We start from the raw sequence: 22,244 nt of genomic DNA on the forward strand, positions 1-22,244 counted from the left end.
GCCGTTTATGACACGCAGACGGGCCCCGCGGCAAGTATCCCTGGTGTTATAGCGTATTGCTAAACTCAATAGCCGGCCCCAGTGCTTTCAGGCGATCGACCAAAAACTCCATCACAATCCGAACCCTCGCCATCTGCTGGGTATCCTGATTTACGTGCAGCCAGAGATCGACACTCTCACCCTCAAGCGGGTCTGACAGCCGCCTCAATTCCTTCGCAGCCTCTCCCAGATAACAGGGTAAAACCGCCAGCCCAGCACCGGCCCGGGCTAAAGCGTGCATAGACTGCAAACTGTTACAGCGGATCACGGTGTTTACATTTTTGAGCTGTTTTCGATACCACTTGCCCGCCGCCAGGTGACTGAAAGATTCGTCAGGGATAATCCAGGTACAGTCTTCCGGACGATTTTCGATATCCATCTTCCTGTTCCGACGACAATAATTGGTTGACCCATAAACGGCGGAATCGATGGCGGCTATACGTTGACCTTCCAGAGTAGCCTGAGGTTTATTCTCGGGGCGCAATGTCAGATCGGCTTCCCGGTGGCTCAGGTTCGCCACGTCATTGTCCGTGAGAACTTCCAACTCAATTTCGGAATACTCTCGCACCAATGCCGCCAGAATCGGGCTCAAGAGCTCGTACATCAGGGCATCTTCAGAGGCAATTCTTACCTTACCAATCGGCGCGCCATCCTGACCAATAAGCTTTCGCTCCAGGTTTTCCATCTCGACTGCCAGCTTTTCGGCCTCACGGTAGGCCATTTCGCCAGTGGCGGTAAGCTGCAAACCATCGCGGTTGCGCTCAAAAAAGCGCACTCCCAGCGACTCTTCCATCTGATCAAGCCGTCTTAAAACAGTGGTTTGGTGAACACCCAGCATTTCACCGGCTTTTGCGAAGGTTCCGGCTATTGCCAGAGCCCGTATATATCGAAGATAATCCCAGTCCATAGCTACTGCATATTTGCAACATGAGTACGGAGTTTACCGTATTTAAGCTGCAAATAAGAACCTCTAGAATAGTTTATAACCTAACAAACCCAGCCACCCGGTTAAGGAGGAAGGCACCATGATTCATGAGCAAAACGTGAGCATTCGCCCACAGCCATCCAGCATCCTCCACAATGGCGTGGAGTTGCGCCGCGAGTATACCCGTGCAGCGGTCAAACAGGGGCTACAATTTCTTGGCCGCAAGTTGCGTATTGCAAATCGCAAAGCCACAGCCGTAGTACAAGATATGCCTCAGGCGCAGGGCGGAGTTTAACGCCTTTCCTGACCCCATAAAAAAACCGGCATGTTTCCATGCCGGTTTTTTTATGGGAAATAGAACCATCAAAGCTCCCAGACAACTTTATCTCTCCGGGCAAACCAACCATCCATTTTCTGATTGTAAAAATTCTCGATGACATTGCGTTTGATTTTCATGGTTGGCGTCAGCATGCCGTTTTCCATCGTCCACGGCTCTTTGACCACAACCACAAAGGCCAGCCTCTCATGGGATTCACACCCATCATTAACGGCTTCGAGTTCCCGCGCTAACTCTTGCTCCAGCCCGGCGCGATCAACACCGTTGTCCAACGCCTGCCTCGCTTCCTCTGACAACAGCACCATCATGCATGGCTGAGGCTGATTCGCCCCCGCCACACACACGACTTCTACCGCAGGATGATTAAAGCGGTTCTCAATCGGGACAGGCACCACGTATTTGCCCTTGGACGTTTTGAACAGATCCTTCACGCGACCAGTAATACGAAGATAGCCAGCCTGGTCAATTTCACCCATATCACCTGTTTTCAGGAAACCATCTTCCGTAATATCTTCCCGGGTTTTCTCTTCATTCCTGAAGTAACCCAACATCTGCCCCGGACTTCTTACTTCCACTTCTGAGTCATTACCAATCCGGTGTTCCACTCCCGGGTTCGCCATGCCAACAGTACCGATTTTTGCCTGCCCGGGCCGGTTGACATGAGAGTAACCAAAATTTTCTGACATTCCATACACTTCGAGCAATTCAAGCCCCAGATTGCGGTACCAATTGATAATCTCAGCAGACAAAGGCGCGGCACCCGTCAGTGCTGCCCGGCAATGATCCAATCCAAGCTGCTTAAGCACCTTCTTTTTCACGAGGGCACTAACGATCGGAATATTAAACAACACTCTCTGTTTTTTAAGGGGCAACTTCGCGTTCACACCCAGATAGAATTTCATCCACAACCGGGGGACCGAAAAAAACAAGGTTGGTCTGGCACGTTGCAGGTCTTCCTGAAAAGTATCCAGCGAATTGGCAAAATAGAGGTGAAAACCGTAATACAAGGACTGAGTTTGTACCGCAGCCCGTTCTGCCACGTGTGCCAAAGGCAGGTAGGACAACATCCGCTCACTGGAGGTAACCGGAAACAACTGCTGCAGCCCATCGGCGACAGAAATCATAGTACGGAAGCTATGCATCACGCCTTTGGGACGACCGGTACTGCCAGACGTATAGACGATCGTTGCCAGGTCATCCGGGGCTGGCAACCTCGGTTTGGCCGGGGCGTGTTCTGCGATGATATCCAACCATTTTGGCGTGTCATCCCGAGGCGATAGTGGCAATGAAATAATTGGCAGGTCCTTCGGAATGCTGCCCTTGATATCATTCCAGCCATCAGCGGTCCCATCCAGTTTACCCAGAAACAAAAGTTTGACATCACTGTGAGCCAGAACATATGCCGCCGTCTCGCCATTGAGTGTCGGATATAGAGGAACACTGACATGCCCCGCCGACCAGATAGCAAGGTCTGCAAGAATCCAATGGGCACTGTTCTTACCAAGAATTGCGATATTGCTTTTCTCTGGTAGCCTGAGGCTGTTCAGATAAGCAACCATCCGGCATACCTGGTCGGCAGCCTGCCCCCAGGTAATATCTTCAACATGGCCATCCGGGAAGGGCTGCGTCAGGTAAACGTTATCCGGAGTCCGCTCTGCCCAATAGAACAGGCTATGCACAGAAGTCAGCTTTTGGGGGTCGATAGCCATGAAAACTCCTTATTATTGTTATCTTCACATTTTCAGAAAGTCACTTATTCTTATTCACTCCATACTAGCCGACTTTAGTCCGTCATTAACGGGAAAACTCAGGCCAAAAACCGAGGTTTTTGGTCAAAAGCGTGAACCAGCACTCAAAAAACAATTCGTGACATCTATCAAGCTTGGTCTACATTGAAGGTATCCGCGTACTGATTAGCCATACCGAAGGAGGTAGCTATGATCAAGCCGGCCCGTTCTTTGATGACCATTCCAGCCTGGAGCCTTATTCTGGTTGGGTCCTGTGCTTTCTTTTACACGGCCTACGCAGGCTTACTCGGATCCTGACAAACAGGAGCCTGGTCAAAGCAGCTTTATAGCCACCCGGAAAACAGGGACGTTTCCGGGTGCAGCCAACCGCGCGCCCCCCCCGAGTATCAACAACACCACATCCACGGTTTTACTACCGCTGCGAAACGACTTATCAACAATATTAAGACACCGAATACAGACTGACGGTCACAAAAATAATCCCACTTGGAATCCCCGGCAAACACCAGCCCGGAACGAACAAAACCGCTCCACACAAAGATCAGTGTAATAAGGATATACTGGACAACAGTTAAGTCAGATATTTAAACCAGCAGACTCAATCAATCGAGCCACCGGCAATCTGACAGCCCAACTTTACACAGGATTTAAAAGAGGAATATATGCAGCGTGCAACAAGCCGGGTGGGGAGGCAATGCTACCGACTAATAGCCATGCTACTGGTGTTCACGCAATATGCTTACAGCGACGATAGTATTATCAATCGCATTGAGGTATTACAAGCGGGCCACCCAGTCACTGTTCACGGAGCCCCCCTATTGGCGCAGACAGCGCTCGCCCAATTCTATGAAGCCAGGAACTACACCGCAGCATGGACATCCAGAGCCACCCAGGACCAGTTAATCCGTGCAATTAACGAAGTTGCCGACGAAGGCCTGAACCCTGCCGACTATCATCAGAAAGCCCTGCTTGCAATTACCCGGCCATCGCTGGAAGCCCCTCAGCCAGAACTCCAGGCAGACGTCGATATGGTGTTCTCCGATGCCTTTCTGGTACTTGCATCACACCTGCTGGAAGGCAAGGTAAACCCACAAACCATTCAGGCAGAATGGACCACCAACCGCAGGCAGCGCGAGCTCCACACGATACTCGAAAATGCACTGCAGAGCGGAACGGTTTACCAAACACTGCAATCACTCAAACCTCCAGCCCCGGCCTATCAACGGCTGGCCAGTTACCGCCGACAACTTTCCTCCCTTCTTGGGCGGCCCTGGCCTCTGCACAAGCCTGGCCCGACAATACGCCCCGGTGATAGCGACCCACGTCTGGCCACCATCCGCGAGCAACTGATTCTGCTGGGTGATCTTCCCATTGCCGACAACGACACACATTACGAGTCCGGAGAGGACGCTGACCACCAACTCTATACCGGCAACCTGATCCGTGCGGTACCTGCTTTTCAGGCACGCCATGGTCTGGACCCTGACGGTATCATTGGGCGAAAAACCCTGGCCGCCCTTAACCTGATGCCCATAGAACGAATTCGCCAGATAGACGCCAACCTGGAGCGCTGGCGATGGCTGCCGGACACTCTGGGAGACACCTATGTTCTGGTGAACATCGCCGGGTTCGACATGGTTATGGTAGAGAATGGTCAGGAAGTACTGCACCAACGGGTCATTGTCGGAGGCCCTTTCCGGCAAACCCCGGTGTTCAGTGATCGCATCCGTTATCTGGTGTTTAACCCTACCTGGACAGTCCCCCGTACCTTGATGATTCAAGACCAGCTACCCAAAATTCAACGTGACCCCAGCTATCTGGAGCGCCTGAACTTCAAGGTATACCGGGGTTGGGGGGCTAACCGCGAAGAAATTGACCCCAGCGAGGTCGACTGGGGCGCGCTGACAGCTGACAACTTTCCATACCAACTCGTGCAACAGCCCGGGCCAACAAACTCTCTCGGGCAGATTAAGTTTATGTTCCCGAACGAACATGCTGTATACCTGCACGACACTCCCGGACAATATCAATTCAGCCGTCTGAACCGCACAATCAGTTCCGGATGCATACGCGTTGAGCGCCCCTTTGAGCTCGCCGAAAAGCTACTGAACGGTAATAGTGACTGGAATAGCGATAACATTACCCAGGCCAGGCAACTCAAAGAGCCCGTAAACGTCGTTCTGAAAAAACCTGTACCGGTACACCTTCAGTACTGGACAGCCTGGGTTGATAAATCGGGCAGACTCCAAATACGACATGACATCTATAATCGGGACCGCCGTCTGATCGACGCATTGAGATCCGATTCCCAGGGAAACCTGCAGCTAACCCCCAGGAGCCAACTATGATTAGAGCGACCTTCCCTCTGCTAGCAGCCCTGACTCTGAGTGCCTGCCAAAGCTTGCCCGGGCAAGAGTCTGACATCGGGGATAACATCATTCTGCTAAGTGCACAGCATTGCCTGGAAGAAACCGTCGGTGAGAACAACCGGATTCACTTCGGTCCCTGCCTGAAGGTCGCGGAAATTAACGGAGAAAAGCCGGTCTTACGAAGTGATGGTTTTATTGCGCTGCCTGTCGGCCAGCCAGCCACACTAACTGCGGCCTGTGTATACCGCCACGCCGATGGAACCCTGATTCCCGCAACAATGGAAACCACAACCTTCGAGATACAAAGCAATACGTTCACACAGGGAGGTCAACGCTGGTATCTGCATGCCCACACGCAGGCCCGGGGCATAATTGGCTGTAAGCCAACGCTGTCTCGTTCAATATATCCAGTGAACAAAACAAACTGAATCTGATACCACGTTTCAAATGAACTTGGCCCTGAACAGATCAGGGCCACGCTAAACACCGGCCTTCAACCACCTGCAAGCATAGATTGCAGCTTCTGAGTCAACTCAACAGCCTCACAGCCCATCGGCGTGAGATAACCCCCGTCATGCCGGGAAATCAGCCCCTTGGCAAATAAAGACTCTGCCGCCTGAACAATATCTTCTGCGGCTTCATTGGAGTGCACTTTGATGCCTTCCTGAGTCGAAGTAGAAGGAAACTGCAGTAACAGGTTCAGTTCAGCAAGATGAATCGGAGAGAAAGGCATAAGAAACTCCTGGTTAGGTAACTTGGATTCAAGTCTAGCGGAAATAACGCCTGCCGGGCGAAAATTCTCACAAGCACACAAAAAGCCTACATTTGCCGCTACATCTCCCGCGATAATAACGGTACATTAAAGCATCCGATACTGAAGTCCGGTCATGAAATGAAGCTTAGCTACACCCCCCTCACATTCTGCATCATATCCCTTTTGGCCTCGTGCCTGTGGGCATTGAGTGCAAGCGCACAGGCAGACACGATAAAGCGCGTGGTACACCCGGATGGCCGGATTGAATTTACAAACGTAAAAAACACAAACCAGCCACGCCCTTCAACCAAAAGCGAAACCGTCTACCGCTACCAGGATGAACACGGCGTTGTGGCCTACAGCAGCACAAAACCCGCCGACTCCAGTTTCGACGTAATCAGCTTTCATTGCTACGCCTGCGACCCCAATTCAAAAGTAGACTGGCGCAAGACTCCGCTATTTCTTAGCCCTTTCGAGAACGAAATCCAGGCCGCCGCCAAAGAATTTGACGTAGACCCTGCACTGGTGCGAGCCGTCATTCATGCTGAATCTGCATTTAACCCTCAAGCCATCTCGCCTGTAGGCGCTCAAGGCCTGATGCAGCTAATGCCCGGTACAGCGAAAGAACTCGGCGTTCTGAACCCGATGCAAGCAGAAGAGAACATCCGAGGGGGCGTAAACTACTTAGCCCAGATGCTGGCTCGCTTCAAGGGTAACACCCGGCTCGCGACAGCCGCTTACAATGCAGGCCCGGGCGCCGTAGGGCGCTACAAAGGCATCCCACCATACGCCGAAACCAAAGCCTACGTTGAGCGCGTCGGCATCTTACACCAACGCTACGCGGCTAACTGATGCACAAAGCTCTCGAATATCTCAGCATTGCAGGCGATATTGTTCACGTCGACCAGGATAAATACGGGAACATCCTGGTTATTGATGGTCGCAAGCATCGCGTCCTCAGTTTTGACTCCATATTCGAACAAAGCAAAATCATTCGCTCAACGCCCCATCTCCCCGTGCATGAATACAACCGGGCGATGTTGCTCCCCATTGCCTTCCGGGAACCAAGCCATGTTACGGTGCTTGGTTTAGGAGGAGGAGTACTGGCCCATGGCTTATACAAGCTCCTGCCGGAGAGTAACATTCAGGTTTTCGAGTTACGGGCGAAAGTGGCAGACATTGCCAGAGAATGGTTTTACCTGCCTGACAACGACCGGTTAAAAGTAGAGATTCAGGATGCACGTTTGGCGGTAGATAACATGCCAGAGGGCTCCACAGATATTATCCTGACGGACCTCTACAGTGCCGATAAAATGAGCCCGGCCCAGGCTCAGCGGCAGTTCATAAAAGCCTGCAGCCGGGCACTTACAAGCACGGGCTGGCTGGCCCTGAACTACCACCGCATGCCCGAGCCCGACGGCAATCTGGTACGAGAACTCCGGCGCCAGTTCCCCCTCCTTCTGATGTTCAGAAGCAAAACCAACAACTGGGTTATTTACGGAAGCAAGCACGGCTTAAATTCAGTGACATTGCCCGCATCAAGACTCGCTGAGCTTGAAGCGCGGCTGCCCATCGGCTGGGCAAAACTCATGAAGAAACTGGAAAGGCTGGAACTATAGAGAGGAGCCCCCTATCCGGGCCCCTCTCTCAGACTTTTTCTGACTCAGCACCTAAGCCGCTCAGGCCCGGCTGAGGAACTTACGTTCTTCCACGTTAACCTTGATGCGGTCGCCTGTCGAAATGTGCTCAGGCACCTGCACAACCAGACCGGTTGTCAGGTGTGCCGGCTTGGTCCGGGCCGTGGCAGAGCCACCTTTAACAGACGGGTCAGTCTCTGCAATCGTCAATTCAACCGTGGGTGGCAAGTCCAGAGCCACCGGCGTATCGCTGACCAGTATAGCCATCACCCCCTGAGTGTCCTCAGTGATAAACAACAACTCATCTTCGATAGCACTTTTATTCAACATGTACTGGGTGAAATCTTCGTTATCCATGAAGACATACTCATCACCGTCGGCGTATGAAAAGGTAACCGGACGGCGAACCAGATCAGCCAGATTAAGCATGTCTGAATCTTTAAAGGTTTCATCCAGCTTTTGCCCGGAAACAACATCGTACATCCGCATGCGGTAAAGGCTGCCACCGGCACGGCCCTGAGGCACCGAGCGCTCGATGTCTTTTACGAAATACGCACGTCCATCGTATTCAACCGCTTGATTCTTTTTAATCTCACTCGCTTTTGGCATGTTACTGGTTCCAATTAAATTGATCACTTGTGGCGCTGATATACCACGACTGATAAAAAGATGCGACCACTGCTCAACGGTTTGCCCGGGAAAGTTCTGCCCTTGTCTTCAGCCGCCCGGCCCTTCGGATTTCGGCATTGGAGTAGCGCCGACGCTGTTCATCCGTTTCAGGAATCACCGCCGGCACATCCACAGGCTTGCCCTTATCATCCAGGGCCACAAAGGTAAAAAACGCTGAAAGAATATGCCTGGTATCCCCGGTGTAACTGTTCTCGGCCTCAACCTTTGCCCCGATCTCCATGGAAGACCCCCAGCTACGATTCAGAGCCAGGCTGAACAACAAGGTATCGTTACCCTTGGCAGGCGCGCGAAAGTATATGGAATCTACCGCAGCCGTTACACATACATACGCGGAATGCCGTTCAGCCACTACCAGAGCCAGCCGGTCGCACTTCGCCATGATCATGCCCCCGAAAACTGTATCATGTGAGTTCATATCATTAGGAAAGACTTTATAAACGTGCTTCTCAATGGCAGAAGCCGAAACAGGCTTGGCCTTTTTTCCAGACATGACAGGCGTTCCTTCTGTGACTTACCCACAGATTCTGTGGATAACTATGTTAGCAAGGTAAGGACACTCCGCTGCAAGTACCGGCCTTACTGAGTTTCAGGGGCGTGCAGCTAATTTGATCAGCTATACTGCACTTTTCACAAGCCAACAACAAAGGGTATTGAAAGCAGATGCAGCACAAAGCGGCACGCAGCACTGTTGGCACGTTTATTCTGGCCATTTTCACCACTGCCTGTCTGGCCGGCGCTTATCACTTTATGGACCAGGGCCTGAACGAACTGGCACAAGCCCGGCAAATCCAGCGCCTTCCTGTTACCCCCCTCTCAATACTGGCACAGGGGCCTTACCTTGTGACCGGTCAGGTTTCAGACAGACTGGGCACCTACACCGCCCCTTATTCCAAAACCCAAGCCGTATATGTACGTTACCTGAAGCAGCAGGAATACCGGGACACAGACGGCGATCGAAAACTGCGAACGATAGATTCAGGCCATCTTGGAGGAAAGTTCCAACTCCAGGATGAATCCGGTTCGGTCGTTGTCAACCCGGGTTCTGAACCAGAAGATATCGACTGGGGCTTGAGCCGAACCTGGCACGATCAAACCGACGATTACGTTTATTCCGAATGGGCACTGAAACCGACAGAAACCGCCACAATCATCGGGCAGTTTGACCCAGACCACCAGGAACTGAAATTCGGGCAGCTTGAGGCATTCAGCCTGCCTTCGGTTATTTCTACCTTTGATCCCAGCAGCAACACGAGTGAAGAATATTCCGATTCCGGAGCCCATATATCCTTGGCCACCGGCTTACTGGCTATGGGCCTTGCTCTGGGGCTGATTCTTCTGAAAATTCACCGGTTGTGGGTGTACGCACTCACAATGACCGTGGCTGTATCAGGCACATTAAGCCTGGTTGGGGTTTCCCGGATGACACAAGAATGGTCGGCCATAGCCACACTCTACGAAGGGCGCTACCAAAAGCTCGCGGATAGTGAAGCCCCCACTCTCGCCCTTGCTGACGTCGCTGTTCTGAATCATCTCATTCACCAAAGCACCAACGGGTGGTTCGATCGATGGATGTTCAGGCAACAACTTGAAAACCGCCTACCGCTGCCTGAGCTCAATGAAGAAACCCAGCTACTGGTGCAACAGGCACTGGCCCGACATCATCCAACCAAACACACGCTCAGTGCCATCGGTATTTTTCTCGCAATCGGCAGCTTAATTCTGGCCGCGTTTCTGATGCACAAAGCTATTCGCTCCATTAAACTCAAACGCCTGATCGAAGCAGTGCCGACCAGCAATACAAAAGGGCTCAGCTTTGGTTTAGCCGAACTGAGTGGAAAGGTAGAATCCGATGACCAGCACCCGCCACTGCATGCCCCCCTGACCAACAAAAAATGCGTGGCCTATCATTACAAGATCGAAGAAAGCAAAGGTTCTGGAAAAGACGATAAATGGAGAACGATTGAATCTCACTCAGAGCACGTACCTTTCCGACTGAACAGTCATCAGGGAGGCATTTTAGTTTACCCCGAAGGTGCAACATTCGAATATTCGGGGCATCACAAGAGCCGAGAGGGCAATCAACGACATACCGTAAAATACCTTGAGCCGGGAGCCGACATTTACTGTCTCGGCTTCGCCGGCCTGGATCAGCAGCAACCCGATCGCCTCAGCATTCAACACGAACCGGGCTTACCCTTCATGATCAATGCCTCTGATGAAGCCGAGATCGTATTACACAAGGGAGCCTGGGGCTTTGCAGGCATTGCTGCCAGCTTAGGGCTTTTCCTGTTCACGGCCACCAGTTTTCTGATAGCTGACGGTCGTTTCAGCCCCGACAACCTCCTGATTTCCGCATTAGTCGTGCCATTAGTTCTGTGCGTTTACACCACCATTCTGCATTACAACGATCTGGTCTTTCTGAAAAACCGGGTAAGCCGGGCCAGGGCCAATATAGACACCATCCTGCAACAGCGGCACGATCTGTGGCCCATGCTAGAGGATGCGGTAAAGGTCAGCATGGCCCATGAGAAAGAGCTGCTAACGACCATTGCCACACTGAGGGCCGCGCCCCCGGTCACCCTGGAATCCACCCATAAGGTAGGGCAAACCATTCGTCAGGAACAATCTGCGACACAGTCACTAAAAGCAAAACTGGAGCGTTATCCGGACCTGAAGAACCATCAGGTGGTACTGCAGTTTATGGAGTTGATGACAAATACTGAAAACTACCTGTCACTGCTGCGTGACAGCTATACCGACAGTGCATGTATCTACAACACACGCATACAAACATTGCCGGATCTGGTGCTAGCCTGGCTATTCAAATTCAGGCCAGCACCAACCCTGGACGATTAACCCATCAAGTCAGAGTGGGCTGCATCTTGTTCGATGGCATTGTCCAGCGTAGCCAGATAGCCTGCCTTCGTTTTCAGCTTGGTTTGCTTGTGGGCACGCATATTCAGTTTTTTAAGCTGACCAGCCACAGCCCTCGCTCGCTCCATCAACTGCTCAGGAGCCACCACTTCATCCAGAATACCTGCAGCAGTTGCGCTTTCAGGGTTAAAGATTTCAGCGTTCACAACGGAGCGATAAAAATAAGGCGCAGGCATACGGTGACGGGCTATTTCGATACCGGCGTGATGCATGGTCATGCCAATAGCCACTTCGTTCAGCCCCAGTTTGAAATTACCTTCAACACCAATGCGGTAATCCACAGACAGCAGAATGAACACACCCTTGGCAATGGCATGGCCACTGCAGGCACCAATAACCGGTAGAGGGAATGCAGACAGGCGACGGGTCAGAGTTGAGCCCACTTTTACCAAAGCCATAGCTTCCTTCATGCCTTTTTGCATTTCCTTCAGGTCATAACCGCCGGAGAACATGCCGGGCTGGCCTGTCAGAATCACAACGGCTTTATCTTGCTCTGCACGATCGAGCGCGGCATTCAGAGCTTCAAACACGTCATGGCTTAGGGCATTGGCCTTGCCATTGTTCAGGGTAATCGTGGCAATGCCTTCGTTCAGTTCGTAAGTTACGAGTTCTGTCACCTCTGTGTCCTCATCTACTGCATTTTAGTTAAGTGAGTGTTTGTTAACTTTATAGATAACGCCAGTCTTCGGCAACGCTCTCTGGCGCTATAGCGTGGCTGATGACTCTTCAGCCTGATCCTCGATCGTCCTGGTTCTTCGATACACCCAAGCCAACCCCAATAGTGCCAGGCCAAGCCCCATAAAAGCTGCCACACGCCAAAGCCCCTGAAGACCACTCATATCCACCAGGAATATTTTTGCAATCACAACACCGAGCAACGCCATACCAGCCTTATGCAAACCAGCGCTTCCACTGCGGGTGGACCAGAGAATGGCGGCTATCGAATACACCATACCGACAACGGAGTATGTATAAAGCTCCCCTTCCCCAATGCCATGCCACCAGGCGAGTTCGCTACCTTGCCATAACTGCCGAATCTCCAGCGCGGTGAACAGCAGGAATCCTGCAGAGGCCACGTAGAGCAACCATCTGCGAGGCAGCAGATCAGAGAACCGACTCGTGGCCAAAGCCAGAAGAACCGGGGCACCATAGGCTAACAACAGCATATTGAACACAGGTGTTGCGCCAATAATGTCGTTGTTCCACCAGGGATTATGAACAGCAACCACCATCAGATAACTGGCTACCGAGAGAACGGTCAGAGCGCTGGCAAATAGCCGGTACAACCAAACCAACGACAGGCTTACACGAGACCGGACCACATACACAATGCCCAGAGAGCCCCACAGCAACGTATTGAGCGCTGCCTCAGTAAGGCTGTATTCCTGAGCAAAAATGTCGCCATCGTAGAGCCAGTAACGCAATTCTGTACCGAGGAAAAGCACCAACAGGTGCAGTGACGCACCTTCCAGCCAGGGCCGGATAGCATTATTTTTCCCGGCCAGCCAAGTTGCCACTGCCGCGAAGAGTGTGGTTCCACCGTAGGTCCATAAAGACCAGTGGGTGCCGGCATCATAACTTTGCAGCCAAGGATTAAACGTCAGGCGCGCGACCACCACAGCCAAGGCAACCTTCAATACCAGATAAAGCTCTGACGCCTGATAGCGCCGCGCCAGCCATACCAGACTGACAAACTGCATCGACAAAGCCAGCGTAAGTGAAGCCTCACGCAACCACATGACCACCGCAAGAGAGTAACAGGCGTGGGCTGCCAAAACCGCCCAGACAAGCCCAGCCCTATAAACACCTCGCCGCTCTATCTGCCAGGCCAGGGCACCGTATACCGCACCGGCCAGCAGAGCGACGAGCGCCCAGCTCCCCGAAGGAACACCGCCCTGAACCAACAACCAGCCCAGCACCAGCCAAACCACCGGTGAAAGCATAACTAAAGACGGCCAACGCCTGATTTCCAACTGAATTCGCCACTGCCACAGACCGCACAACACCGTTATCACCGCCGCGATCATCAAATAGGCCAGGAGGCCAGCCTGATGCTCTGCAGCCAGGGGTAGCAACACATCCGGTGCCGAGCCACGAATGGCATAAGCCAGCCAACCCAGAGCTGTTGTCAACACGGCTCCCCAGGGCAGATACCAGAGCACTCCACGACTGACCGGCGTCAGAATGGCAACGGGTAACAGGACCAGCCAGGCCGGGAACAAAGGCTGCGAGGCATATTGCAGAGCAATAGAGGCGCCCCAGGCAAGCAATAACAGTAAAAAGGCTTCCCGGCGTCGATTTGCCGAAATCAGAGGTTCACAGGGGGCCAGCGAGAACAGCATGAACAAGGCAGACACATAACACGCCAAAGCCAAACCATCGTTGTAGGCGAGCACCGCCAACAGCCACCAGAACACAGCGCCAGCCAGCGTGATAAACCAGAGCCATGTCCGAAAAACATAGCCCATCAGCAAGGCAGAACTAAGAGTTATCAAGAAACTGTAAGAAAGGATAAACGCAGCACTGCCGCCCTCGCCACCAACCAGCAAGGGCACCAGATAAGCGCCCCCCAACCCCATCACGGCGAGCAGAGGCCCATGCACTAACGCCAATGCCATGGTCATCAAAGAAACAACCGCCAACCCTGCCAGTGCGACGACAGGCGACACCAGTTCGTAATGATGTACCCCAGCTAACAGCGCAGCATATAACGTCACACTACCGCCGCCCGCCAAGGCGGCAAATACCTGATCAGTCCCCAGATGGCGGCGGCGCATCACTTCAGCCCCGCCGTGCAACAGCAAACCACTCAACAGGGCCAGCAAAAGTTGCTGTGAAGGCCCGATCAGACCTTCACTGATGGAGTGACTAACCATAAAAATACCGGCCAGACTGACACTCAGCCCCCCAATCCATACCATCCAGTTTTCTTTCAGAGCTGCAAAAAACTGATTTTCCAGACGCTTAGGCGGGGGCCTGGAGGGTAATGGCTCAGTTTCAGGCTCAAGTGTCTGAGGCTCTTCCTGATGAACAACCTGCGCCACAGGAACTGGCTCAGGAATCGTCTGCACGGTTTCAGTTGTTTCCTGCCCAGGCGTACCATTCACCCCGGCAATCTGACTACGCAGAGCCTGAACTTCGCGGCGTAACTCTTCAATACGGGAGGTTTGATCACTTTGGCGAACAAACGCCACAAATCCCAGTATCGCCCCAATGGGAATAAACAGAGCGATCCCTGCAAGCGCAAAATAGAGAGAGCTTTCCATGCTTAAATCCTGATACCTTTTATGATCTTAGGGCTGAACAACCCCGGATTGGGGAACCAGGCAATTCATCATGGTAATTGAGATATCCCGAAATACCGCGTCAGATGCCACCAGGTCAGGAAAGAGGTCATAAACCATACGACGACAGGAAGACGTGCGGGATTCAGCGAGTTTAATGCACTCGGCTCTGGCCTGTGCGTCGCTCCCCTTGCCAGCAGCCTGTTCGCACAGTTCAGGTATCTGGGTAACCGCCAGGTCCACCACAGCACTGCGCTCAGCGGGGTTCGCAGCCAGATTGGTAAAATCGGCCGGGGCAACCGGAGCCGAAGGCTCCTGGGTCTGGTTCCAGAACACATAACCTAACGCAGCAACAACCAGAGTCACCGTAACAACAGGAAACTTCATCAGGACGACTCGCTTTTTTGATTACTTCATGGACCGGGCAAGGCGGAAAACCAGCTCGGGGGACAAACGTTTCACCCACAGAGCGGCCATTTCTTTACCCTTACCGACAGGAATTTCACGTTTTTTTGCCTGCAGGCCTTTAAAGATCACCTGAGCACACTCCGTGACATCCATTCCACCGGCAATATCGTCATCCAGCTCACCGTACTGCGAGCCATCTGCAGACAAAGCATTTCTGGAAATGTCCGTCCGGATAAAGCCCGGTACAATCGTCGAAACATGAAGCCCCTCGCCTTCTACCTCGGCCCGAAGAGCATCAAAAAAGCCCATCACCGCGTGCTTGGCGGCGCAATACCCGGTTCGCTGAGGCGCACCAACCTTGCCCGCCACACTGGCAGTAACTGCCAAATGTCCAGAGCCCCGGTTCAACATGTGCGGAAGCACCGCCTTGGTCAGGGCTATCTGCCCCATCACATCGACATCCATCAGCTTCTGGTAGACGCTCATATCAGTATCTTTACAGAGTGAACGCTGTGATACCCCCGCGTTATTCACCAGCAAATCAACCGCGCCAAAACGATCGAGAACAGTCTGTACTGTTTCTGCATGCGACGCCCAATCGGTCACATCCAGCGGAAGTACTAAAATATGGTCTTCCGGCAAGCCGGCTTCAACACAGCGGGCTGCCACACGTTTCAGTTCGTCCTCCCGGCGGGCAGACAGCACCAGCCCAGCGCCATCTTTCGCGTATTGGAGAGCCAGAGCTTCTCCGATGCCCGACGAGGCCCCCGTAATCCAGACAGTTTGCGCAGACATAAGCTCGCTCTCCAACAGGTAACAACGATGAGTGAATTGACTGGCAGCCACGAATTGCCAGAGCAATGCTCGCGCTGGACTTCGTTTGCCCGTGGTACATGAAAGCTCGGATACTAGCAGAAAAAACGCTCAATCTCCGAGATCAACCAGGCATTCTTTGGGGGCCAATTTATTCAGGTTTTATCGGACCCGCCCCGGATAGTCCTTACGAGCATCCGGCCGCCGAAGGTGGTCAAAAGCCTCAATCTCCCACGGCCGCATAGCCATCATCAGACTGACACCAAAGCGTTGTTCCAGGGGTAGCGCAAGATCTTCTTCATGACAGTGCCGAAACTCCAATGCAAGTCTCTTCAACTTCTGCTGAACAGCCTCATTAGATTGTGTAGAAAGCATCCCGCTCACAAACAACCTTAACTCACCGGCACGTGTAAAGCGGCATTTCAGAAAATCCTGTTGCACCTCAGTTTCAAAAAAGCGCTGTATAGGGCCATTTGGTTGCCATGTAAAATCATGGCTGATCAGCAATTTAATCCGATTGCCGGGCAGCAACTCCACCACCCCCATTCGGTCAAGCAGAGCAAGATAACGAATCAAATCCGTCTCAGATATCTCATAATTCATATGAATTTCATCAAACCGCCATCGATTCATCGCACAAACTGCGACCAGCAATAAACGCACATCCGATACCAGCTCTTCTTCCTGCTCCAGCGTGAGCTGATCTACTTTTTGTTCCGGCGCAAGCTTGCGCACAAGATCACTGATTTCCATACCCATCAGGTTGCAGACCTGATCCAGACGCTTCAACGAAAATTGCTTTTCGGAAAACAAACGCTTAACGCTCGCCACGGAAAGCTCCAGCGCTTCAGCAACATCCTGATAGGTCAATCCATGGGACCGAAGTTGTCGTTTAAGTTCACTGACGATGGCACTGGTTTGCGCCATAGCTACACCTCCTCGCTTCTTCTTATCCGCACAAAAGTATCACTATTCAATACTTATGAGATAGACCTTCGATACTTTAGGAAAAGCTCTCGCACCCTCTCAAGCGATATCGCACAGTGCAGCCGTCCAAACCACAGAGTCAAAAGGAGTTCATCATGGATAGCGAACTGAAGAGCAATTCTGCATCCTGGGTATTTTTTGTGAAGGTTTCGTTCGCGGTGGCACTTTTTGCCGCCGCCGCAGGTGTCGTTCTTGCCCCTGTAGATATGGTTTTAAAAGGCTACATGGCCATCAGCGCCCTCTTTCTTGTAAGCACCACCATCACCCTCTCTAAAACACTACGCGATGAGCACGAGCAGCACCGGATTGTTAACCGCATTTCTGAAGCTCGCACCCACCAACTGTTGAAGGAATACGGGGAGTAACAACATGAGCATCTGGCGTAAACTGGAAACCCTGTTTCGGGCATCCGCCCATGAACCGGTGGCTAAGCTGGTAGAGGCTAATGACATTCGCATCTTTGAACAGGAGCTACGAGATGCCGAGCATGCAATTTCCCGTTCAAAACGGGAACTGGCGTGCCTGATGGCAGAAAAGAACCGACTGAAACAGGACAATGAGGCCCTCCGGTCAGCGATCAGCAAACGAGAGCAACAAGCCAGCCAGGCGCTGGAAAAACACGAAGAATCTCTGGCTCTGGAGCTCGCCAACCTAATTGCAGAAGATGAAACACTGCTTCAACGGCAACAACAGCAGTATGCGCGCCTCCAGCAGCAGGAAACTCAACTCAGGCGTCAGCTACGGGATTCCAGCAGGGCTCTGAAGCACTTTCACAGCGAAATGCGCCTTGCAAAGGCGAACCGGCACGCCGAACAGGTAACCCGCCAACTTCGGGGACATGCAAGAGGACTGCACAGCCATATGGAAGAGCTGAACATTTCTGCTAACCGCATACGTGCCCGACAAAATGAAGCCGAAGAGATTGACGCTGCTTTGACCGAACTGGATCAGGAGCAACAGAATGGAGACCTGGACGCCCGTCTGAAAGCCGCGGGAATCGACAACGGAACCTGTGATGGAGAGAAGGTTCTTGCCCGGATAAGGGCCGCCAGGCTCCCAAGCATTCCGACAGAAAACACCCCGCCTCAGTGACAGAGACATTGCGTCAGGCCGCCATGATGCGGCCTGACCTGGAGCAAGCGCCCTAGACCTGAGTTTGCAACCACTGACTGATCTGACCCTCGCTCATAGCACCACTCTGTCGCGCTATTTCCCGCCCATTCCGGAACAGAATCATCGTAGGAATGCTACGAATACCATATTGGCCAGAAGGCCCCGGATGCTGTTCAGTGTTCAGTTTGGCAAACCGTACTTTGCCCTTCCACTGCCGAGAGGCCTGTTCGAACTGTGGTGCCATCATCTTGCACGGACCACACCAGCTGGCCCAGAAATCAACCAACACGGGCACATCACTACGCCCGGTATGAGCCACAAAACTCTGATCATTTAATTCCAGAACCTTGTCAGGCCATAAGGGATGTTTGCAGGCGCCGCAATTGCCGCCGGCGGTGAGTTTATCCGTGGGTACGCGATTCACTTTGTGACAATGGGGGCAAACAACATGCTTGGTATCAGTCGTCATAACATTTCCTCGCAGAACTCTGTTTTATTCAAGATCTGTGCTAAACCTCAAAAAATCAAGCATGCTTAGTGTGTAGTTGTATCAGTGCACCGGTGCCGCCCCATCTGACCCTCCGCTTCTGATCTGCTTAATGATTGCGTAGGATGATAGTAACCGTACGCTGAAGCTGATCATCACACCAACAACGTGTCTACCTATGCTAAAAATTTCCAATGCCGTAGAAATTGCCGACTGGGAAATAGAAATAACTCAAATCCGGGCCCAAGGGCCTGGAGGCCAGAACGTCAACAAAGTGGCCTCAGCGGTACACCTCAGGTTCGACATTCAGCGCTCATCCTTGCCACCCTTTTACAAAGAGCGGCTAATGGCCTTATCAGACCAGCGCATCAGCAAAGACGGTATTGTGATCATCAAGGCACAGTCATCCCGGACTCTGGAGTTGAACAAGGAAGACGCCCTGCAGCGCCTGAAAGAATTAATTCAAGAAGCGGTAAAAACGCAAAAAGCGCGGCGTGCAACCCGCCCCACTAAGGGCTCTCAGCGGCGACGGGTAGATAAAAAAACTCAAAAAGGGAAAACAAAAGCGCTCAGAGGAAAAATACAGCTTTGATAATCTCCGGCTCCGGAAGCAACACCGAGTTACCCCAATCCCCCTTCAGCGGGCAGGAATAAACGAACCGTAGCCCCGCTCGCGACCAAACTCTGGCAGAAACTGCTCATCATCGACCGCCAGCTTCCCATTAACCATCACGGTTTTCACGATGCCCGGATTTCGGTTAACCAACCGTTGCAGGTTGAAGTTCTCCATTTCGCCCCAGGACACTTCTTCCAGGTTCTGGTTAAAGCCTGAAGGATCCAGTATCACCAAATCAGCTCGATCGCCTTCCCGGATCTTGCCTGCATCAATACCAAACCAGTCAGCCTGATCGCCCGTCAAGCGATGAACCGCCTGCTCCAGGGTCATCACCGGATCCCCCTCATCGACGGACTCCTGCACGAGCTTCAACATCCTCAAAGGCAAGTTATAGAACGCCATATTACGAATATGGGCACCGGCATCACTGAACGTTATCAAAGCGCGACGGTCCTTCACCATCCGCTTCAGAACTGACTTACGGTGGTTGCCTACGGTGGTGTACCAGCGAACCTTCTTGCCAAACTCAACCACCAGATCAAGAAACAAATCCACCACATGAATCCCGCGCGACCGAGCCACTTCTTCGAAGTTCTTACCAATCAATGATTCATCCGGGCAGTCGATGATCATCGCGTCTCCAAAGTCCCGCTGCCAAACCCGGGGACTCAGTTTTTCACCATAGAATTTACGGAATTTACGGCGGTAATCCTCGCTCTTAAGGAGGTCGTTACGCTCAACCGCATCTTTCAGATCCAGAGCCATTTCACCAGCTCCGAACTCTTCAAAAAACACCACATCAATACCGTCGGCGTACACCGTGAACGGTGTTGGCAACACCTGCCAACGGAAATCTCCCCGTAATGCATTGGTAAATATCGACGTTAACCGGGTAAGCGTAGTGAGCGCCGCGCTGCCTTTCAGGTCCATCTGGCTGATCAAAGTCGTTTTCAGCGGGCGCCGCAACAATCCCACGCACTCCCGGACATATTGCAGAATCTGCAGCGGCGTGGCGGCGTTCGGCGCTCCCTGATGCACCCGGCCATACTGTCGCACCAACTTATTCAAACGGGCAATCTCACCCCACTTCGCGTAAGTGCTGGGCAAGCTCTTGGACCACTCGCGATCACCATCAACCTTGTCCCACTTCAGACACATCGTCGACAGACCCAAAAAGCCTTCATCCAAAGCCTCCGTCAGCAAACGTTCCATTGTCTGCATTTCTTCTTCCGTAGGTTGAATTGCCAAATCTGTGGCCCGGCTCAACCCCATAACCCCAACCCGCATGTCGCTGTGGCCCATAAAACTGACAACATTCGGGCCAAGAGGCACCTGTTTTATATGCTCTACCCACTGCTTCGGAGTCGACCAGGTTTTGTGTTGCTTCAGAATTGGCAGTACCCGCTCCCGTGGCACGGTTTCAACGCGAGTAAAGATATCTGAAGCATCTTCATAGTCGCTGCAAATCATACTGAGGGAACAACTGCCCACCAGCACGGTGGTCACGCCATGACGGACAGATTCCGACAAGCTCGGGCTCACCAGAAGCTCGGCATCGTAATGAGTGTGAGTATCCAGAAATCCCGGTGTGACCCATTTACCCGCAGCGTCGATCACGCGACCGGCCTGCTCATGGGGTATAGGGTCAGCAGTAACCTTCGAAACCCGGCCATCTTTGATTGCCACATTAGAAATGGAAGATGGCGCACCGGTGCCGTCGAAATAACGACCACCTTCGATGATGAAGTCGTACAGGGGCATCACATTATCCCTTTTCAGGTCTTGTTATTGTAGGTATGCAACCCCTTCAGGATAGCCGAAACTGATCAAAATATCGCCACAAAAGAGACCTGACCGACTTACTTCGTCATCTGACCGACATATGCAGCAATAAATGCTGTTTCCTGAAACACCTTCAAGCCAGTTTCAGAAAATGGAACCGGCAACGGTTTTGCAGCCAGCGTAGATTTGATAACAGCCGGCGAGAGCAACCTGACCTCCAGCCCAGCATCCGCAATCAACTGAATCGCAGCTTCCATCTTGAAGCTGATGGCGCCACCCGCAAATCTACCTTTCGGCATTCTCTCTTTGATCACAACACGGGTCACCCCGTGCTCAGCCATCAAGGCAGCAAATGCTTTCTGGAACTGTTTCAAGTCTTCCCGGGTGTGGTTCCTGGGAAGTGAAAGCTTACGAACCCTGCATTCCGGCAAACTGAACTGCCCCCGGTCAAGACTCAACAAACACACCACGGCATCGCTGCCACTCAGTTCAACACCACAAACAGTCATAGAATTCTCCCCCCCTCTACCTGACCAGCTTCAGCCACAGCATTTCTTGAACTTCAGGCCACTGCCACAACTGCATGGATCATTGCGGGCAGGTGCTTTTTCAGAGGTTATCGTCTCACCCTTATTCAGGATAACCGTGAGTCCGGCGATAGACTCAACGGCACCCTCTCTCGTATCAACTGAAACGTTCGCATAGAGCTGATGCTCAGCCACCCGGGCCTCAATCTCTTGCTTACGGGCCTCACTGGTAACGACCAGCGATAGCGGAAATTTCTTGGTGCCACTCTTTTGGCTGGCCTTGGTCTGGAAGCCGCCATAAGCAGTATGGTGCTGGCGCGCATCCTGTCGGCCTTTGTAAAAAAACTTGTCTGACATGCTGAAACCCTGATGAATAGATAAATACCCGGTTGCCCCAAAAAAGCAGACTGACGTTGGGCGACGACGTTTTAGCACGCTTACAGAATTGGAGATATAGGCAGATGTGTAAATTCAGAACCCAACGCTCGCGCTCTTCAGCCATATCGCAGGTCCGGATTCACCATATCACCCCTCCCTAAATGGGGGACGTCAACCCATAAAAATCCATGTTAGCGTGCCCGGGAACACCCAGTTGTAGTTCCATTAAATTGATAAGGAGATGGTATGGGAAGCTTCAGAAAGTGGGCACTAACGGCGGTGGTGAATACGGGACTTACACATGGGACAGCATAACGGGCGAGCTCAACCTGTCCGTGATAAATGATTCCGATGGTAGTGGTGGGCTTGCAGGCAACAATGAAACCGCCACATGGAACATGAAGCTGGTGAATGGC

At 52.4% G+C, this 22,244-nt stretch carries 23 protein-coding genes; 9 read left to right on the forward strand and 14 right to left on the reverse strand.

The features are described 5' to 3' along the window. Positions 1-46: 46 nt before the first annotated feature. Complete coding sequence (locus tag ABYA77_RS09985) at positions 47-946, reverse strand: LysR family transcriptional regulator (protein WP_372965818.1); 900 nt, start codon at positions 944-946, stop codon at positions 47-49. 118 nt (positions 947-1,064) lie between these two features. Here ABYA77_RS09985 and ABYA77_RS09990 point away from each other — a divergent pair, with 118 nt between their 5' ends. Further along, a complete protein-coding gene (locus tag ABYA77_RS09990) occupies positions 1,065-1,259 on the forward strand; it encodes a hypothetical protein (protein WP_372965819.1) in 195 nt (64 codons plus the stop codon). A 68-nt stretch (positions 1,260-1,327) separates the two neighbouring features. On the opposite strand, the gene ABYA77_RS09995 is transcribed toward ABYA77_RS09990, so the two are convergent. Next, on the reverse strand, positions 1,328-3,010 hold the full coding sequence (locus tag ABYA77_RS09995) for an AMP-binding protein (RefSeq protein WP_372965820.1): 1,683 nt from the start codon (positions 3,008-3,010) through the stop codon (positions 1,328-1,330). Positions 3,011-3,711: 701 nt separating this feature from the next. Between ABYA77_RS09995 and ABYA77_RS10000 the strand changes: the two genes are divergently transcribed. Further along, a complete protein-coding gene (locus ABYA77_RS10000) occupies positions 3,712-5,397 on the forward strand; it encodes a murein L,D-transpeptidase (protein WP_372965821.1) in 1,686 nt (561 codons plus the stop codon). Further along, complete coding sequence (locus ABYA77_RS10005) at positions 5,394-5,846, forward strand: hypothetical protein (protein ID WP_372965822.1); 453 nt, start codon at positions 5,394-5,396, stop codon at positions 5,844-5,846. Before ABYA77_RS10000 ends, ABYA77_RS10005 begins: the two co-directional genes overlap by 4 nt. A 65-nt stretch (positions 5,847-5,911) precedes the next feature. Here ABYA77_RS10005 and ABYA77_RS10010 read toward each other — a convergent pair whose 3' ends face one another. Continuing rightward, entirely contained in the window at positions 5,912-6,151 is a 240-nt protein-coding gene (locus ABYA77_RS10010; RefSeq protein ID WP_372965823.1) for a TIGR02647 family protein, read from the reverse strand. A 159-nt stretch (positions 6,152-6,310) separates the two neighbouring features. Between ABYA77_RS10010 and ABYA77_RS10015 the strand changes: the two genes are divergently transcribed. Beyond that, complete coding sequence (locus tag ABYA77_RS10015) at positions 6,311-7,024, forward strand: lytic transglycosylase domain-containing protein (protein ID WP_372965824.1); 714 nt, start codon at positions 6,311-6,313, stop codon at positions 7,022-7,024. Further along, positions 7,024-7,791 (forward strand): spermidine synthase, encoded by a 768-nt coding sequence (locus ABYA77_RS10020; protein WP_372965825.1) that lies wholly within the window; start codon positions 7,024-7,026, stop codon positions 7,789-7,791. Before ABYA77_RS10015 ends, ABYA77_RS10020 begins: the two co-directional genes overlap by 1 nt. A gap of 60 nt (positions 7,792-7,851) precedes the next feature. Here ABYA77_RS10020 and yeiP read toward each other — a convergent pair whose 3' ends face one another. Next, complete coding sequence (gene yeiP / locus ABYA77_RS10025) at positions 7,852-8,418, reverse strand: elongation factor P-like protein YeiP (protein WP_372965826.1); 567 nt, start codon at positions 8,416-8,418, stop codon at positions 7,852-7,854. A 73-nt stretch (positions 8,419-8,491) separates the two neighbouring features. Next, the gene (locus ABYA77_RS10030; protein WP_372965827.1) at positions 8,492-8,989 is read right to left on the reverse strand and encodes an acyl-CoA thioesterase; all 498 of its coding nucleotides are present in this window, start codon (positions 8,987-8,989) and stop codon (positions 8,492-8,494) included. Positions 8,990-9,159: 170 nt separating this feature from the next. Between ABYA77_RS10030 and ABYA77_RS10035 the strand changes: the two genes are divergently transcribed. Then, positions 9,160-11,355, forward strand: a complete 2,196-nt coding sequence (locus tag ABYA77_RS10035; protein ID WP_372965828.1) for a LemA family protein — start codon at positions 9,160-9,162, stop codon at positions 11,353-11,355. On the opposite strand, the gene ABYA77_RS10040 is transcribed toward ABYA77_RS10035, so the two are convergent. The 5 genes from ABYA77_RS10040 to ABYA77_RS10060 form a co-directional block, all read right to left on the reverse strand. After that, positions 11,352-12,050, reverse strand: a complete 699-nt coding sequence (locus ABYA77_RS10040; RefSeq protein ID WP_372965829.1) for a crotonase/enoyl-CoA hydratase family protein — start codon at positions 12,048-12,050, stop codon at positions 11,352-11,354. The genes ABYA77_RS10035 and ABYA77_RS10040 overlap by 4 nt on opposite strands. Before the next feature lie 87 nt (positions 12,051-12,137). Then, entirely contained in the window at positions 12,138-14,699 is a 2,562-nt protein-coding gene (locus ABYA77_RS10045; protein ID WP_372965830.1) for a DUF2339 domain-containing protein, read from the reverse strand. A 27-nt stretch (positions 14,700-14,726) separates the two neighbouring features. Further along, the gene (locus tag ABYA77_RS10050; protein WP_372965831.1) at positions 14,727-15,104 is read right to left on the reverse strand and encodes a hypothetical protein; all 378 of its coding nucleotides are present in this window, start codon (positions 15,102-15,104) and stop codon (positions 14,727-14,729) included. A gap of 21 nt (positions 15,105-15,125) precedes the next feature. After that, positions 15,126-15,920, reverse strand: a complete 795-nt coding sequence (locus ABYA77_RS10055) for an SDR family oxidoreductase (RefSeq protein WP_372965832.1) — start codon at positions 15,918-15,920, stop codon at positions 15,126-15,128. Between the two features lie 180 nt (positions 15,921-16,100). Continuing rightward, positions 16,101-16,865 carry a helix-turn-helix domain-containing protein gene (locus ABYA77_RS10060; RefSeq protein ID WP_372965833.1) on the reverse strand — a complete coding sequence of 255 codons (765 nt, stop codon included), beginning with the start codon at positions 16,863-16,865 and terminating at the stop codon, positions 16,101-16,103. Between the two features lie 155 nt (positions 16,866-17,020). Here ABYA77_RS10060 and ABYA77_RS10065 point away from each other — a divergent pair, with 155 nt between their 5' ends. Then, a complete protein-coding gene (locus ABYA77_RS10065) occupies positions 17,021-17,290 on the forward strand; it encodes a YiaA/YiaB family inner membrane protein (RefSeq protein WP_372965834.1) in 270 nt (89 codons plus the stop codon). Positions 17,291-17,294: 4 nt separating this feature from the next. Further along, a complete protein-coding gene (locus ABYA77_RS10070) occupies positions 17,295-18,017 on the forward strand; it encodes a PspA/IM30 family protein (protein WP_372965835.1) in 723 nt (240 codons plus the stop codon). Between the two features lie 52 nt (positions 18,018-18,069). Here ABYA77_RS10070 and trxC read toward each other — a convergent pair whose 3' ends face one another. Further along, entirely contained in the window at positions 18,070-18,507 is a 438-nt protein-coding gene (gene trxC / locus ABYA77_RS10075) for a thioredoxin TrxC (protein ID WP_372965836.1), read from the reverse strand. A 196-nt stretch (positions 18,508-18,703) separates the two neighbouring features. Here trxC and arfB point away from each other — a divergent pair, with 196 nt between their 5' ends. After that, entirely contained in the window at positions 18,704-19,117 is a 414-nt protein-coding gene (gene arfB, locus ABYA77_RS10080) for an alternative ribosome rescue aminoacyl-tRNA hydrolase ArfB (RefSeq protein ID WP_372965837.1), read from the forward strand. Positions 19,118-19,162: 45 nt separating this feature from the next. Here arfB and ABYA77_RS10085 read toward each other — a convergent pair whose 3' ends face one another. The 3 genes from ABYA77_RS10085 to ABYA77_RS10095 all read right to left on the reverse strand — a co-directional run bounded on the left by ABYA77_RS10085 (position 19,163) and on the right by ABYA77_RS10095 (position 21,807). After that, positions 19,163-20,902 carry an amidohydrolase family protein gene (locus tag ABYA77_RS10085; RefSeq protein WP_372965838.1) on the reverse strand — a complete coding sequence of 580 codons (1,740 nt, stop codon included), beginning with the start codon at positions 20,900-20,902 and terminating at the stop codon, positions 19,163-19,165. 98 nt (positions 20,903-21,000) lie between these two features. Beyond that, the gene (locus ABYA77_RS10090) at positions 21,001-21,432 is read right to left on the reverse strand and encodes a DUF3010 family protein (RefSeq protein WP_372965839.1); all 432 of its coding nucleotides are present in this window, start codon (positions 21,430-21,432) and stop codon (positions 21,001-21,003) included. Positions 21,433-21,462: 30 nt separating this feature from the next. Next, the gene (locus ABYA77_RS10095) at positions 21,463-21,807 is read right to left on the reverse strand and encodes a PBPRA1643 family SWIM/SEC-C metal-binding motif protein (protein WP_372965840.1); all 345 of its coding nucleotides are present in this window, start codon (positions 21,805-21,807) and stop codon (positions 21,463-21,465) included. Positions 21,808-22,244: the final 437 nt, after the last annotated feature.

The sequence above is a fragment of the Marinobacter sp. genome (genome assembly GCF_041595835.1).
Classification (GTDB): domain Bacteria; phylum Pseudomonadota; class Gammaproteobacteria; order Pseudomonadales; family Oleiphilaceae; genus Marinobacter.

Coding starts and splice junctions, on each gene's coding strand:
- ABYA77_RS10085 (WP_372965838.1), bottom strand. CDS start 20,902: ATGCCCCTGTACGACTTCATCATCGAAGGTGGTCGTTATTTCGACGGC.
- ABYA77_RS10055 (WP_372965832.1), bottom strand. CDS start 15,920: ATGTCTGCGCAAACTGTCTGGATTACGGGGGCCTCGTCGGGCATCGGA.
- ABYA77_RS10015 (WP_372965824.1), top strand. CDS start 6,311: ATGAAGCTTAGCTACACCCCCCTCACATTCTGCATCATATCCCTTTTG.
- ABYA77_RS10065 (WP_372965834.1), top strand. CDS start 17,021: ATGGATAGCGAACTGAAGAGCAATTCTGCATCCTGGGTATTTTTTGTG.
- ABYA77_RS09995 (WP_372965820.1), bottom strand. CDS start 3,010: ATGGCTATCGACCCCCAAAAGCTGACTTCTGTGCATAGCCTGTTCTAT.
- ABYA77_RS09990 (WP_372965819.1), top strand. CDS start 1,065: ATGATTCATGAGCAAAACGTGAGCATTCGCCCACAGCCATCCAGCATC.
- yeiP (WP_372965826.1), bottom strand. CDS start 8,418: ATGCCAAAAGCGAGTGAGATTAAAAAGAATCAAGCGGTTGAATACGAT.
- trxC (WP_372965836.1), bottom strand. CDS start 18,507: ATGACGACTGATACCAAGCATGTTGTTTGCCCCCATTGTCACAAAGTG.
- arfB (WP_372965837.1), top strand. CDS start 18,704: ATGCTAAAAATTTCCAATGCCGTAGAAATTGCCGACTGGGAAATAGAA.
- ABYA77_RS10045 (WP_372965830.1), bottom strand. CDS start 14,699: ATGGAAAGCTCTCTCTATTTTGCGCTTGCAGGGATCGCTCTGTTTATT.
- ABYA77_RS10090 (WP_372965839.1), bottom strand. CDS start 21,432: ATGACTGTTTGTGGTGTTGAACTGAGTGGCAGCGATGCCGTGGTGTGT.
- ABYA77_RS10000 (WP_372965821.1), top strand. CDS start 3,712: ATGCAGCGTGCAACAAGCCGGGTGGGGAGGCAATGCTACCGACTAATA.
- ABYA77_RS10020 (WP_372965825.1), top strand. CDS start 7,024: ATGCACAAAGCTCTCGAATATCTCAGCATTGCAGGCGATATTGTTCAC.
- ABYA77_RS10005 (WP_372965822.1), top strand. CDS start 5,394: ATGATTAGAGCGACCTTCCCTCTGCTAGCAGCCCTGACTCTGAGTGCC.
- ABYA77_RS10060 (WP_372965833.1), bottom strand. CDS start 16,865: ATGGCGCAAACCAGTGCCATCGTCAGTGAACTTAAACGACAACTTCGG.
- ABYA77_RS10050 (WP_372965831.1), bottom strand. CDS start 15,104: ATGAAGTTTCCTGTTGTTACGGTGACTCTGGTTGTTGCTGCGTTAGGT.
- ABYA77_RS10030 (WP_372965827.1), bottom strand. CDS start 8,989: ATGTCTGGAAAAAAGGCCAAGCCTGTTTCGGCTTCTGCCATTGAGAAG.
- ABYA77_RS10095 (WP_372965840.1), bottom strand. CDS start 21,807: ATGTCAGACAAGTTTTTTTACAAAGGCCGACAGGATGCGCGCCAGCAC.
- ABYA77_RS10010 (WP_372965823.1), bottom strand. CDS start 6,151: ATGCCTTTCTCTCCGATTCATCTTGCTGAACTGAACCTGTTACTGCAG.
- ABYA77_RS10070 (WP_372965835.1), top strand. CDS start 17,295: ATGAGCATCTGGCGTAAACTGGAAACCCTGTTTCGGGCATCCGCCCAT.
- ABYA77_RS10035 (WP_372965828.1), top strand. CDS start 9,160: ATGCAGCACAAAGCGGCACGCAGCACTGTTGGCACGTTTATTCTGGCC.
- ABYA77_RS09985 (WP_372965818.1), bottom strand. CDS start 946: ATGGACTGGGATTATCTTCGATATATACGGGCTCTGGCAATAGCCGGA.